The organism is Capillimicrobium parvum (assembly GCF_021172045.1).
GTDB lineage: Bacteria > Actinomycetota > Thermoleophilia > Solirubrobacterales > Solirubrobacteraceae > Capillimicrobium > Capillimicrobium parvum.
The window spans coordinates 5,733,596-5,746,923 of the sequence record NZ_CP087164.1; the positions used below are offsets into that span (position 1 = coordinate 5,733,596).

The 13,328-nt window shown below is 72.3% G+C and carries 12 protein-coding genes; 4 read left to right on the forward strand and 8 right to left on the reverse strand.

What is annotated here, in order from left to right; all coding sequences use genetic code 11:
• Positions 1 to 28 precede the first annotated feature (28 nt).
• From DSM104329_RS27745 to DSM104329_RS27760, 4 genes are all read left to right on the forward strand, one after another.
• Positions 29 to 610 carry a helix-turn-helix domain-containing protein gene (locus DSM104329_RS27745; RefSeq protein WP_259313116.1) on the forward strand — a complete coding sequence of 194 codons (582 nt, stop codon included), beginning with the start codon at positions 29 to 31 and terminating at the stop codon, positions 608 to 610.
• A gap of 41 nt (positions 611 to 651) precedes the next feature.
• Positions 652 to 1,428 carry an aspartate/glutamate racemase family protein gene (locus DSM104329_RS27750; RefSeq protein WP_259313117.1) on the forward strand — a complete coding sequence of 259 codons (777 nt, stop codon included), beginning with the start codon at positions 652 to 654 and terminating at the stop codon, positions 1,426 to 1,428.
• Between the two features lie 67 nt (positions 1,429 to 1,495).
• On the forward strand, positions 1,496 to 2,173 hold the full coding sequence (locus DSM104329_RS27755) for a GntR family transcriptional regulator (protein WP_259313118.1): 678 nt from the start codon (positions 1,496 to 1,498) through the stop codon (positions 2,171 to 2,173).
• Positions 2,170 to 3,567 (forward strand): amidase, encoded by a 1,398-nt coding sequence (locus DSM104329_RS27760; protein WP_259313119.1) that lies wholly within the window; start codon positions 2,170 to 2,172, stop codon positions 3,565 to 3,567. Before DSM104329_RS27755 ends, DSM104329_RS27760 begins: the two co-directional genes overlap by 4 nt.
• On the opposite strand, the gene DSM104329_RS27765 is transcribed toward DSM104329_RS27760, so the two are convergent.
• From DSM104329_RS27765 to DSM104329_RS27800, 8 genes are all read right to left on the reverse strand, one after another.
• A complete protein-coding gene (locus tag DSM104329_RS27765) occupies positions 3,533 to 4,762 on the reverse strand; it encodes an MFS transporter (RefSeq protein WP_259313120.1) in 1,230 nt (409 codons plus the stop codon). The two genes, DSM104329_RS27760 and DSM104329_RS27765, sit on opposite strands and share 35 nt — an antisense overlap.
• 10 nt (positions 4,763 to 4,772) lie before the next feature.
• Complete coding sequence (locus DSM104329_RS27770; RefSeq protein ID WP_259313121.1) at positions 4,773 to 5,525, reverse strand: aspartate/glutamate racemase family protein; 753 nt, start codon at positions 5,523 to 5,525, stop codon at positions 4,773 to 4,775.
• A gap of 35 nt (positions 5,526 to 5,560) precedes the next feature.
• Complete coding sequence (locus tag DSM104329_RS27775) at positions 5,561 to 6,538, reverse strand: hydroxymethylglutaryl-CoA lyase (RefSeq protein ID WP_259313122.1); 978 nt, start codon at positions 6,536 to 6,538, stop codon at positions 5,561 to 5,563.
• Entirely contained in the window at positions 6,535 to 8,319 is a 1,785-nt protein-coding gene (locus DSM104329_RS27780) for a hydantoinase B/oxoprolinase family protein (protein WP_259313123.1), read from the reverse strand. Before DSM104329_RS27780 ends, DSM104329_RS27775 begins: the two co-directional genes overlap by 4 nt.
• On the reverse strand, positions 8,316 to 10,406 hold the full coding sequence (locus DSM104329_RS27785; protein WP_259313124.1) for a hydantoinase/oxoprolinase family protein: 2,091 nt from the start codon (positions 10,404 to 10,406) through the stop codon (positions 8,316 to 8,318). The genes DSM104329_RS27780 and DSM104329_RS27785 overlap by 4 nt, the downstream gene beginning before the upstream one ends.
• Positions 10,407 to 10,654: 248 nt before the next feature.
• A complete protein-coding gene (locus DSM104329_RS27790) occupies positions 10,655 to 11,344 on the reverse strand; it encodes a cysteine hydrolase (protein ID WP_259313125.1) in 690 nt (229 codons plus the stop codon).
• Positions 11,341 to 12,369, reverse strand: a complete 1,029-nt coding sequence (locus DSM104329_RS27795) for a zinc-binding dehydrogenase (protein ID WP_259313126.1) — start codon at positions 12,367 to 12,369, stop codon at positions 11,341 to 11,343. The genes DSM104329_RS27790 and DSM104329_RS27795 overlap by 4 nt, the downstream gene beginning before the upstream one ends.
• Positions 12,370 to 12,407: 38 nt before the next feature.
• Positions 12,408 to 13,103: a GntR family transcriptional regulator gene (locus DSM104329_RS27800; protein WP_259313127.1), complete on the reverse strand. Its 696-nt coding sequence runs from the start codon at positions 13,101 to 13,103 to the stop codon at positions 12,408 to 12,410.
• Positions 13,104 to 13,328: the final 225 nt, after the last annotated feature.

Consider the following 13,328-nt stretch of genomic DNA (forward strand, 5'->3'; position numbering starts at 1 on the left):
CACCGCCATGGCGACGGAGGATGAGGCAGTGCAGGAGCCGGAGGCCGTCGCGCCCAACGGCGCGGTCGTCGACGTCGGCGCCATCGTCGGCCTGCTGCGGCGCAAGCGCGGGATGAGCCTCGACGAGCTCGCGACGCGGTCCGACCTGTCGCCGTCGTTCATCAGCGCCGTCGAGCGCGGCAAGTCCGACATCGCCCTGGGCCGGCTCGCGCGCATCGCCGCGGTCTTCGGGCTCGACGTCGCGTCGCTGCTGACCTACTCGTCGAACACGTCCCGGCCGCGGTTCCTCAGCAGCGACGATCGCACGCCCGTCGACCGCGGGGAGGGCGTCGACTACCGCCGCCTGCGCCTTCCCGGCGTCGACTTCGAGCTCATCACGGTGACCTTCGAGCCGCGCACCGCGTTTCGCGACGCGCTCGCGCACGACGGCATCGACATCGTCTACGTGCCCGTCGGCAGCGTGGTCCTGGACTTCGACGGCGTCGACTACGTGATGAACGCGGGCGACAGCGGCGTGTGGTCCGGCCGCACCCCGCATGCCTTCCGCAACGACACGGATTCGCCCGCCCAGCTCGTCGCCGTGGTCACCGACACGGTCTGGGACCTCTGACATGGCCCTCGTCCCACCAGCCCACCACCAAGGAGCGGCGTATGCCCCGCGTGTGTGTCCTCGTCCCCTTCCCCTTCGATGAGACGGGCCTCGTCAACCGGCGCACGCAGCAGGAGTCGGTCGTGCTCGGGCCGGACATGGAGGTCACGTACAAGCCGCTGAAGGCGGGACCGGCCCTCTACGACAGCTATCACGACTACGTGCTCGCCGACCTCGGGATGCTCGAGGCCGGCGTCGAGGCGGCCGAGGAGGGCTTCGACGCGATCTGCATCGACACGATGAGCGACTCGGGCGCCAACGCGCTGCGCTCCGTGCTCGACATCCCGGTGATCGCCCCCGGCAAGGCGTCGTTCCTCACCGCCCTGATGCTCGGGCACAAGTTCTCCGTCCTGACGCAGTGGGACGGCTGGCTGGCCCTCTACAAGAAGGGCCTGCAGGAGTACGGGCTCACCCATCTGTGCGCGTCGATGCGCTCGATCAACGTGCCCCCGGACGTGGAGAACCTGCTCGGCGGCAAGGAGGAGGACGTCTTCCCCAAGCTCGTCGAGGCCGGCCTGCGCTGCGTCGAGGACGGCGCCGACGTCATCTGCCTCGGATCCACGACCATGCATCAGGCGCATGCGCACCTCGTGGCGAACCTGCCGGTGCCGGTCATCAACCCCGGGCCGCTCACCTACAAGCTCGCCGAGGCGCTGATCGGCCTGGGCCTGACGCAGAGCCGCACGGCCTACCCCCGTCCGAACGTCGAGAAGCTCGCCGTCGTGCGGGCGATGGTGGCCGCCGCCGCGGAGGCGCAGGACGCCGGTACGGCGTACTGAGCGATCCGCGCCCGCGGCCGGGCGGGCGGCGCCGCGCTTGTATCGTCGTCCGCCAGAGCCCCTCGAGATGGTGTCCGCCCACCGATCAGTCACCAAGACCGAAGTCGCCTTCCGCACGCTGCGCCAGGAGATCGAGAACGGGCGCTATCACCCGGGCGAGCACCTGCGGGTGGCCGAGCTCATGACCGAGCTCGGGATGAGCCCCACCCCGATCCGCGAGGCGCTGCGGCTGCTGCAGGCCGAGGGGCTCGTCATCCATCACCCCCACCGCGGGATGGCCGTCGCCGAGTACTCGCCCGAGGACGCCGAGGAGGTCTACCGGCTGCGGGTCCTGCTCGAGCCGCTGGCCACCGAGCAGGCCGTCCGGCAGGCGAGCGACGAGCAGATCGCCGAGATGCGCCGCCTGCACGACGAGCTGGCCGCCGCCCTCGCCGACGACTCGCGCACCGATGCCGCCGAGCTCAACGCGGCCTGGCACCGCGCGATCTGGACCGCGAGCGACTCGCGCTATCTCCAGGAGTTCATCGCGCGCCTCTGGCAGGCGATCCCCATGCGCGCGGTGTGGCTGACCGGCCGTGCCGGCCTGTCGTTCGCGCAGCACGAGCGGGTCATGACCGCCATCGAGCGCCGCGACGCCGCCGCGGCGGCCGCCTGCATGCGCGAGCACATCGAGATCGGGGCGCTGTCGACGGTCGAGCACCTGCGCACGCTGGGACGCGCGAGCGGCGGCGGCGGGCCCGCGTGACGCTGTCGCCGCAGGACCTGCGCCGGCTCGTCGACGAGCCGGCGAGCCGGGCCGGGGTCTCCGCGGTGGAGCTGACCGACGCCGTGCTCGCCCGCATCGACGCGCTGCAGCCGGTCACGAACGCCTACATCACCGTGACGAGCGAGCTGGCGCGCGCGGACGCCCGCCTTGTCGACGAGCGCCGCGCGCAGGGCGAGCCGCTCGGCCGCCTCGCCGGGATGCCGGTCGCGCTGAAGGACAACATCGACGTGGCCGGCGTGCCGGGCACCCGGGGCTCGGACTGGTTCCGCGGCCGGGTGCCGGACGCCGACGCCGAGGTCGCGCGGCGGCTGCGCGCCGCGGGCGCCGTGATCGTCGGCAAGACGACCCTGCACGAGTTCGCCTACGGCGCGACGACGAACAACCCGCACTACGGGGCCTGCCGCAACCCCTGGGATCCCGAGCGCGTGCCCGGCGGCTCGAGCGGCGGCTCGGGCGCGGCGCTGGGCGCCGACCAGTGCCTGGCCGCGCTCGGCACGGACACGGGCGGCTCCGTGCGGATCCCGGCGGCGCTGAACAACGTCAGCGCCCTCCGGCCGACCTACGGGCTCGTCAGCAACCGCGGCACGTTCCCGATCAGCGCCTCGCTGGACACGGTCGGCCCGATGGCGCGCGCGATCGAGGACGTCGCCCACGTGTTCGCCGCCATCGCCGGCTACGACCGCGACGACCCGTGGGCGATCGAGCACGCCTACGAGGACCCGCTCGCGTGGCTCGACTACGGCTCGCCCACCCTCGCCGGGGTGCGCATCGGGCTCCCGACGACGTTCTTCTTCGACGACGTCGAGCCCGCCATCGCGCGCAACGCGCGGGCCGCCGGCGACGTGCTGGCCGGCCTCGGCGCCGAGCTGCGCGAGATCGACGTGCCCGGGGCCGACCATGCCGTCGACGCGGCGACGCAGCTCATCCGCGCCGAGGCGCTCGCCCTGCATCGCGAGCGCCTCGACGCCGACCCCGGGCGGTTCGGCGAGGACGTGCGCCGCCGGCTGGAGCTCGGGCACGCCATCTCCGGCGCGGACGTCGCGGAGGCGATCGTGCGCATGCGCGAGTGGCGGGTGCGGATGCTGCGCGTCTTCGACGACGTGGACATCCTGCTGACGCCGACCACGAACGCCACGGCGCCGCGCATCGACGACGCGGAGATGATCGCGACGACCGCCCAGCTGACCCGGTTCACCTACGCGTGGAGCCTGGCCTGGATGCCGGCGGTCTCGGTGCCGAGCGGCCTCGACTGCAGCGGCCTGCCGACCGGGGTTCAGCTCGCCGCGGCGCCGTACCGCGACGCCGTCGCGCTGCGCTGCGGACACGCGCTGCAGCAGGTCACCGACTGGCACCGGGCGCGCCCGCCGGTGTGACGGCCGCGCCGCCCGCGGCTCGCCGCGGGGCGCCGATCATGACCGCGCACACGCCGGCGACCGCCGCGCACCCGACGGTCCAGGTCAGCGGCCACGAGTCGGTCACGTCGTGCAGGAGCCCGAGCAGCGGCGGCACGCACACCACGCCGGCGTACAGCGACATCAGCATCCGCCCGGTCGCCCGGCCCAGCTCGCCCACCCGGCTCGCGTCGGCCACGAGCGCCAGGTAGACGCCGTTCCAGCCGATCGTGCAGAACCCGACGAGCGCGAGGGTCGGCCACAGGATCCAGCCGCTCGCGCCCGCCGCGACGATCGCCAGGCCGAGCGCGCCGCCGCCCGCGGCGAGGCCCAGCGCGGTGGCGCGGCTGGCGAACCAGCGGTCCGACGCGATGCCCCACGCGATCCGGCCGATCGTGCCGGCGGTGAAGCCGACGGCCAGGGCCGCGCCCGCCTTCTCGGGCGAGAAGCCCTGGCGGTCGACGAGGTAGACGGCCAGGTAGCCCACGAACGCCAGCTGCACGCCGGCCATGACGAACCCGAACAGCGCGGTCGGCGCCGGTCCCGGCACCGCCGGCGCCCTGCGCGGCCGGCCCGCGCCGGCCTCGCGCCCATGCTCGTCGAGCCAGCTCGTGCGCCGGTGTGACCCGAGCCAGATCGCACCGGCGGTTGTCATCAGCAGCGTCGTGAGCGGCAGCAGGAGCGCGACGCGCCAACTCGTCGCGCCCGCGACCGAGGGGAGGATCGCCCCGGCCGCCAGCCCGCCGAGCGTCACCCCGGTCTGCTTGACGCTCATGATGAGACCGCGATGACGGGCCGGCACCGAGAAGGTGACGAGCACGTTCGTGCCCGGGTTCACCCCGCCGTAGGCGAGCCCGGCGACCGCCACGCCGATGAGGAAGATCCACGCCGCCGGCGCCGCCGCGGCGATCACGATGCCGCACGCCAGCAGCACCTGGGACCCCGCGAGGGTGCGCGCGGCGCCGGCGCGGTCGGTCAGGCGCCCCGCCGGGTTCGACGCGGCGAGGGCGCCGAGGAACACGAGCGCCGTCAGGCTGCCGACGGCGAACGTCGACAGCCCGAACTCGTCGCGCTCCAGCGGGGCCAGCGCCGCGAAGCCGAGCGTGCCGAACGTGCTGGCCGACATCGCCCCGACCGACAGCGCGAGCCCCGCGGTGACGCGGCGGTCCACTCGCACGGCGCGGCGATCAGCCCGTCGCGGCGGCCATCAGCGAGTGCAGCTTCTCGTCCTGGACGACCTCGGGGGACATGAACGCCTGCTTGGAGTGCGTGAGCCCGAGCGTGACGAAGATCTCCGCCATCTTGATGGCCAGCGGCCCCGGGTTGATGACCGGCACGCCGAGCGTCCTGCGCAGGTGCTCGACCGACTGGTGCATCGTCGTCGAGCCGATCAGCAGCACGTCGGCGTGGTCGTCCTCGATCGCCGCCCGGCCCTCGCGCTCGAGCGCGGCGAAGACGACCTCCTCCTTGCCGGCCAGCAGCTGCTCCTGGTCGGGCCGCACCCCGATCGAGCGGATGGAGGCGCAGTAGTGGCGCGTGCCGTAGTCGGTCATCGTCTTCTCGTACAGCGGGCGCCAGCGCTCCCACATCGTCAGGATCGAGAACTTCCTGCCGAGCATCGCGGCGACGTGCTGCTGCACGAGGCCCGGCCCGAGGACCGGGATGGTCAGCCGCGACCGCAGCGCGGCGAGCCCGGAGTCCGACACGGTGTCCATGACGACCGCGTCGTAGCCCTCCTCCTCGCTGCTCAGCCCGGCCTCGGCGATGTAGGCGTCGAGGATCAGCAGCTCGTATGCGCTGTCGGCGTTGTGGCAGGAGTTGCGCACCGGGACGAACTCGTATTCGACGCCCGGCGTGCGCAGCTCGTCCGGGAGCTGGGCGGCGCGATTGGCCAGGCCGACCTCGTCGAACGGGAACGGCACGATGTACTTGATCCGCATGCGGTCTCCTTCGGAGATGGTGGTGGCCGCGGGCGTCAGCGCCGCACTGGCTTGGCGCCGCGTCGGCGCACCGGCAGCGCCCCGTCGCGGGCGAGCAGGTCGTCCTTCGTGCCGGCGCGCAGGAACCGCCCGCGCGGCTCGATGTCGAGCAGCTCGGCGATCTCCCAGCCGACGTGGTGCAGCACGCTGACGTCGACGCCGGTGTGGATGCCCATCGCCTCGAGCATCGAGACGAGGTCCTCTGACGCGACGTTGCCGATCTCGAGCATGCTCGCCGGCATCGCGATGCCGCCGCCGATCCCGCAGATCGAGCCCTCAAGCCAGCGCACGCCGGCGTCCATGGCGGCGAGCGCGTTGGCGAGCGCCATGCCGTTCGTGTCGTGCAGGTGCAGCCCGAGCGAGAGCCGCGGGTGGCGGTCGAGGATGGCCGAGCAGAGCCGGTGGACATGCGCCGGGTCGGCCATGCCCATGCTCGCCGCGACGTAGAGGCGGTCGATGCCGTTGGCCACGAGCTGGTCGGCGATCGCCAGCGGGCGGTGCAGGGGCGTCTCGCCCTCGTACGGGCAGAAGAACGCGAGCGCGATGCCCGCGGTGAACCCGATGTCGTGCGTGACGCAGATGTCGTGCGCGGCGCGGATCTCCTCGAGGCTGCGCTGCACCGACATCCCCTGGTTGCGCAGGCTGTACGCCTCGCTGCAGGAGACGAGCCCCAGCACCTGGTCGAGCCCGCTGCCGACGGCCCGCTCGGCGCCGCGGCGGTTGGCGACGAGGGCGCGGTAGGTGAGGCCGTCGCGGCGCGGCAGCCGCGCGAGCAGCTTGTCGGCGTCGGCGAGCTGCGGCACGACGTCGGGCCGCACGAGCGCGGTGACCTCGATCGTGCGGAAGCCGGCATCGGCGATCAGCTCGATCATGCGCAGCTTGTCGGCGGTCGGAACGACGCGCGGGAGGCTCTGCAGGCCGTCGCGCGGACCGACCTCGACGACCTCGATCGACTCGGGATACCGCAAGCTCATCGGTTGCCTCCTCGCTGCGCCCGCAGGCGCTCCGTGGCGGCGGCGTCCACCGCCTCCGCCGTCTCGTCGATCACCACGCCGTAGCCCTCGCGCGCTCCGTCGGCGCTGATGAACTCGTCGAGGTAGTCGCGCAGGACCGCCTCGGGGTCGCGCCGCAGCGGATCGCCGTAGCCGCCGCCGCAGGCCTGCTCCCACACGAGCGTGGAGCCGGCGTCCATCGAGTAGTTCGTCTGCTTGGACTCGAGCGGGTGCTCGGCGCCCTCGGGGTCGATGCGGTACAGGCGCAGCGTGTGCCCGGTCCCGCCGCCGAACAGCCCGGGCGGCGGCTCGTAGGCGCGGTCGGTCTCCGACGTGAACGCCCCGCCCTCGACGAACGTGTTCGAGCGGATGATCCCGATGCCGCCCCGCCACTGCCCGGGCGCCGGCTCCACGTCGCGCAGCTCGTAGCGCTCGGTGCGCAGCGGGAACAGCCAGTCGGTCTCCTCGATCGGCGTGTTGCGCGAGTTGACCGTGAGCACGTCGATCGCGTCGATGCCGTCCTTGCCGCAGCGCCCGCCGTAGGAGCCCTCGTTGATCTCGACGTGGACCCAGTACTCGGACTTCTCGGGGATGTAGCCGGTGTAGACCCCGACGCCGATGGAGCTCGACCCCGCCGCCACGCGGTCGGGCACGACCTCCGCCAGCGCCTGGATCGCGGCGTCGGACGCGCGCAGGATCGGGCACACGCGCGACAGCGCGGAGCGCGGGAACTCGGGGTTGAAGATGCTGCCCTCGCGCGCGATGACCTTGATGGGCCGGAAGATCCCGTCGTTCTGCGGGATGAAGTCCGTGAACGTGGCCTCGTCGAGGAACACGGACCGGATCACCGTGTAGATGCCGGGCAGCACGCTGCCGCCGAACGGCACGTTGAAGCCGGTCGGCACGTTGTCGCAGGACTTCGAGAGGTCGACGGTGATGTCGGAGCCCTCGATCGTGATCTTCGTGTGGACGTAGAGCGGCTCGCCGCGGTTGCGGCCGTCGTCGTCGAGCCAGCCCTCGGCCTCCCACGTGCCGTCGGGGACCGCCTCGATCTGGGCGCGCATCATGCGCTCGCAGTAGTCGAGGAACTCCTCGACCGCGTCCATGACCGTCTCGCGCCCGTAGCGCTCGAGCAGGCCGAGGAAGCGCTTCTCGCCGAGCTTGCCCGCCGCGATCATCGCCTCGGTATCGCCGATCACGTAGCTCGGCGTGCGCGTGTTGTCGATGAAGAACTGCCAGAGCTGCTCGTTGCGCACGCCGTTCTCGTAGAGCTTGAGCGAGTCGTAGATCTTCGACTCGGCCCACACGTCGTGGACGTCGATGGCGATCCCGGGGAACACGCCGCCGGTGTCGGAGAGGTGGATGGTGGACGCCGACCAGGCCAGCAGCTCGTTGGGGTGGGCGGGATCGAATATCGGGATCGCGACGCAGAGGTCCGGCGAGTGCGAGGCCCCGTGGTACGGGTTGTTGTGGATGATGATGTCGCCCGGGTTCACGTTGCCCTCGAGGCGGCGCATGAAGCCCTGGATGTAGGCGGGGATCGAGCCGATGTGCATCGGCGTCGTGTCCGACTCGCAGATCTCGCGGCCGTCGGCCGTGAACAGGCCGCCGCCGAGGTCCTCGACCTGCTGGGCCGCCGGCGAGTAGGCCATGCGCTTCAGGGCGTGGCCCATCTCGAGGCCGATGGCCTGGAAGGCGCCGCCGAGGACGCCGAGCGTGATCGGGTCGATGCGGGTCTCGCCGCTCGTCGCGTGCTCGGTCATGCGCGGGGCTCCTCGGGCAGGCAGTCGATGACGATGGCCCCGTCGGGCAGCACGCGCGCGTCCATGCCCGGCGGGATGACGGTGGTCGAGTCGAGCTGCTCGACGATCGCCGGACCGTGCAGCACGTTGCCGGCGAGCAGCCGCTCGCGGTCGTAGAACGGCGTGTCGTGCTCGCCGGTCGCGCCGCCGGCGAAGAACACGACCGGGCGCCGGTCGACGACCGCGACGTCCGGCGGCTCGGGGCCGCCCTCGGCGATCGGCGTGAACTCGACGGACGGCATGAGCCCGATCGCGTAGGAGCGCAGGTGGACGATCTGCACCGGCTTCTCGGGGAAGCGGTAGAAGTACTCGCGCTCGTGGGTCTGCTCGAACTCCTCGGCCAGGCGCGTGATCGCCTCGGCGTCGAGCGGACCCGGCGGGACCGGGACGAGCAGCTCGTAGGCCTGCCCGACGTAGCGGCAGTCGGCCCAGCGCTGGAAGAGGCGGTCCTCGTGGGCGACGTCGTCTGCGTCGAGCGCGGCGCGGCCTTCGGCCTCGAGCTCCGTGAAGACCTGCTCGAGCGCGGCCGGGTCGGCGTCCGGGGAGTCGACCATCACCGTGCGCTGGGACTCGTACTTCAGGTCGGAGTCCAGGAGGCCCATGGCCGACGTGATGCCGGGGTGCAGCGGGACGATGACCCGCGGCACCGACAGCTCGCGCGCGATGTCGGCGCCGTAGAGCGGCCCACCGCCGCCGAACGCGACGAGGCTGAAGTCCCGCGGGTCGAAGCCCTTCTGCACGCTGTTGACGCTGATCGCGTTGACCATGTTCTGCGTGAGGATCTGGGTGATGCCCATCGCCGTCTCGGTCGGGTCCAGGCCCAGCCCCGCGCCCAGGCGCGCGATCGCCGCGCGCGCCGCGTCGGTCTGCAGCTCCAGCCCGCCGGCCAGCCTGGCCTCCGGCCGCATGCGCCCGAGCGCGACCTGGGCGTCGGTCGCCGCCGGCTCGGTGCCGCCGCGGCCGTAGCAGACGGGGCCCGGGTCGGCGCCCGCGCTCTGCGGGCCGACCCGCAGCAGGCCGCCGGCGTCGACACGGGCCAGGGAGCCGCCCCCGGCGCCGATCGTGTCGAGGTCGACCATCGGCACCATCACCTCGTAGCCGCCGAGGTTCGTGTCGTACAGGTGCTTCATGCGGACGTTCGCGTCCGGCGCGACGCCGATGTCGGCCGACGTCCCGCCGACGTCGAGCGTGATGACGCTGTCGTAGCCGGCCGAGCGCGCGGCGGCGATGCCGCCGACGATGCCCGCGACCGGTCCGGACATGAGCAGCTGCGCCGGCCGCGACGCGGCGCCGTCGACGGTCAGCGTGCCGCCGTTGGACGCCATCAGGTGGAAGTCCGTGTCGGGCGCGAGGTCGCGCAGCGCGTCGTGCATGTTGTGCAGGTAGCGGCTGGTCTTCGGCCCGATGTAGGCGTTCAGCGCGGTGGTCGAGAAGCGCTCGTACTCGCGGTGCTGAGGGACGACCTCGTGGCTGATCGAGAGGTGCACGCCGGGCAGCTCGTCCTCGAGGATCTCCTTGACGCGCCGCTCGTGGGCCGGGTTGAGGAACGAGAAGAGGAAGCAGACGGCGACGGCCTCGACGTTCGCCTCGCGCAGCTTGTGCGCCGCCTCGCGGACCTCGTCCTCGTCGAGCGGGACGCGGACGTCGCCGGGCGGCACGATGCGCTCGGTGACGGGCAGGCGGTGGCGGCGGTCGACGAGCGTCGGCTCGCGCCACGGCAGGTCCTGGTAGATCGAGAACGTCTTGGGGCGGCGGTGGCGACCGATGTAGATGATGTCGCGGAAGCCCCGCGTGGTGATCATCCCGGTCTTCGAGCCGTTGCGCTCGAGGACGATGTTCGTCGCCACCGTCGTGCCGTGCAGCAGCTGGTCGAGGTCGCCCGGCCGGGCTCCGCCGAACTCGCAGAGCTCGGCCAGGCCGGTCATGGTCGCGCGCGAGGGGTCGGCCGGGGTGCTGGGCACCTTGTGGACCGTCACGCGTCCGTCGTCGTCGTCGACCAGCATCAGGTCCGTGAAGGTGCCGCCGACGTCGATCCCAACTCTCAGCATCCCGTCTTCCTCTCGCCCTGCACGGCGCGGATCGAGGCGCTGACCTGGCGCCCTCCGGCCTTTGTATACGGTTGCATGCAGTCGTATATTCGTAGCGCATCGGCGCGGCCCCTTCCAGTGGCGCGGGCGGCTCCGCTCCACGCGCGGACGTGTGGCCGCTCGTGCCCGCTCAGCGGGCACGGACAGCCGGACGTCGCCCGGTGAACGACCGGGGCGCTGCGTCCCGGCGGCGCGTTCCGGCGCCGCGCTCAGCCGGTCGGCGCGAGCGCGCCCTCGAGGCGCGCGAGCACGTCGTCGGTCTGCATCACGTGGCCGTAGAGGCGCTGCAGGACCACGCACGCCGCCTCGTGGTACTCGGGCGCGTCGGCGCCCGAGGCGTCGTCGACCAGGACGCAGCCGAAGCCGCGGTCCGCCGCGTCGCGCATCGTGCCCTCGACGCACATGTTCGTCGAGACGCCCGTGAAGACCAGGTCCTCGACGCCGTAGGTGCGCATGATGAGCTCGATCGGGCTCGACGTGAACGCGCTCGGGGTGATCTTGTTGATGACGCGCTCGGTCGGCTGCGGCGCGAGCTCGTCGAGCAGCTCGTGCTCGCGCAGGCCCTTGCGGTTGCGGGTGTTCTTGCAGATGCCGAGCATCTGCGGCCCGAGGTCGCTGTAGTCCTCGACCTCGGAGCCGTAGGTGAGGAACACGCGGCGCATGTCGTTGGCGCGCGCCCACTCGAGCAGCCGCAGCGTGTTGGGCACGACGAGCTGCTGGATGCGCTCGAAGCGATAGCGGGCCTCCTCGAAGCGGCCCTGCTCGCGCAGGAGCCGGCCGAGCCCGTAGTCCGGGTGGCCCGTCGCGTACATCAGGTCCACGACGACCAGGCAGGTCGTGCGCGGGTCGAGGCTGACGTCGCGCGTGTAGCGCGACACGTAGTCGTCCGGGCTTCTCACGGGACCAGCACCACCTTTCCGGTCTGCTCGCGGCGCTCGATGATCCGGTGCGCCTCCGGCGCCTCGGCCAGCGGGATCGCCGCGTGGATCGCCGGGGTCAGCTTGCCCTCGCCCATGAGCCGCATCGTGAGCTGCATCTCGGCGGGGGTCCCGATGCGCGAGCCGATCACCCGGTACTCGTTGCGGAAGAGCTCGATGATGTCGATCGGCGGCGTCTCCCCGGCGTGGCCGCCGCACGTGACCAGCGCGCCGTCCTTGCGCAGGGCCTTCAGGCTGTCCATGAACAGGTCGCCGCCGACGTGCTCGATGAAGAGGTCCGCGCCCTCGCCGTCGGTCATGTCGAGCACCCGCTCGGTGATCGACTCCTCGTTGTAGTTGATCGTCTCGTCGGCGCCGAGCTCGCGCGCGCGGTCGAGCTTGTGGCCGGCGCCCGCGGTGGCGATGACGTGCGCACCCGCGAGCGCGGCGATCTGGACGGCCGCGTGGCCGATGCCGCTGCCCGCGGCCTGGACGACGACGGTCTGGCCGGGCTCGAGCCGGCCGCGGTTGATGAGCATGTGCCAGGCGGTCGTGAAGACCACCTGGCCCGCGGCCGCCGCCTCGTAGGAGAGGCCGTCGGGCAGCTTGTGCGTCGCGTGCGCGGGCGCGACGACGTACTCGGCGTAGCCCCCGAGGTACTGGACGCTGAACATCTTCGCGTCGTCGCAGAGGTTCGGCCGGCCGGCGCGGCAGTGGCGGCACTGCCCGCACTCGACCTCGTGCTGAGGCCACACGCGGTCGCCGACGGCCAGGTGCTCGACGCCGGGGCCCACCGCGTCGACCTCGCCGGCGAACTCGACCCCGAGCTGGTGGGGCAGCGGCAGCGGCCAGCGCGAGATCCCGGCGCGCAGGTCGACGTCGAAGTGGTTGACCCCGCATGCGGCCATCCGCACGCGGACCTCTCCGGGCCCTGGTTCAGGGCGCTCGACCTCCTCGTAGCGCAGAACGTCCGCGCTGCCGTACTCGTGGTAGCGAACCGCCTTCATCGCATCTCCCGTCCGGTGTTCTCGCCTGATCGCGCCGGTCAGAAGCCGGCGTCTCCGCGCGCCTGCTGGGCCAGCAGGCGCTCGGCCAGGAAGTCCCGGCCGAACTCGATGTGGTTGCGCCAGCACTCCTCGGCACCTTTCGCGTCCTGCGCGGCGAGCAGCTCGATGAGCCGCGCGTGCTCGTCGCCGGAGCGGTGCTTCTGGTCGGCGCCGTACCAGAGCCAGGCCTTGTAGATCAGCGGGGTCTGGGCGACGCCCACGATCATGCGCTCGAGCGGCGCGCTGCGCGACGCCCGCACCACGAGCATGTGGAACTGCTGGTTCAGGCGCGCCGGCTGGCGCAGCCACTCGAGGTCGTCGGTCTCCTCGCGCGCGGCGACCTCGACGAGCTGGTCCTGCACCGCGCGCATCTCCGCGAGCTCGGCCGGCGTGGCGCGGCTGGCGGCGCGGCGGGCCGCGTAGCTCTCGAGGTGGGCGCGCAGGTCGTAGATGTCGAAGACCTCGTCGGCGGAGAACGTCTGGACCGCCATCCCGCGCCCGGAGCGGGCGACCAGGTTCTCGCGCTCGAGCTTGTGGAGCGCCTCGCGGACGGGTGTGCGACTGACCTCCAGCATCTGGGCGAGGCGCTGCTCGATGATGCGCTCGCCGGGTCGCAGCGTCCCGTCGAGGATGGCGCGCCGGATGGCGTCGTAGGCCTCCTCGCTGCTCGATACCGAGGCTGGTGCGGCAAACATGTTGCCCGGTTCAATCAACCCTGTCTCCTGTTCCCTTCGGGCTCGATGGTGCCGCTCCGGCGCTTTGTATGCCTTTGCATACAAACGCGATTATCGTATGGGCCGCAAGGGTGCTGTGGCAAGAGTCTCGCAGCGCATCGACACCATTGAGCGTCACCAGGGTCATCAGCGGCGCCGGGTCCGCGCGCCGGGGAAGGATGCGTCCGTGGGCCCCCGCCCCGGGCC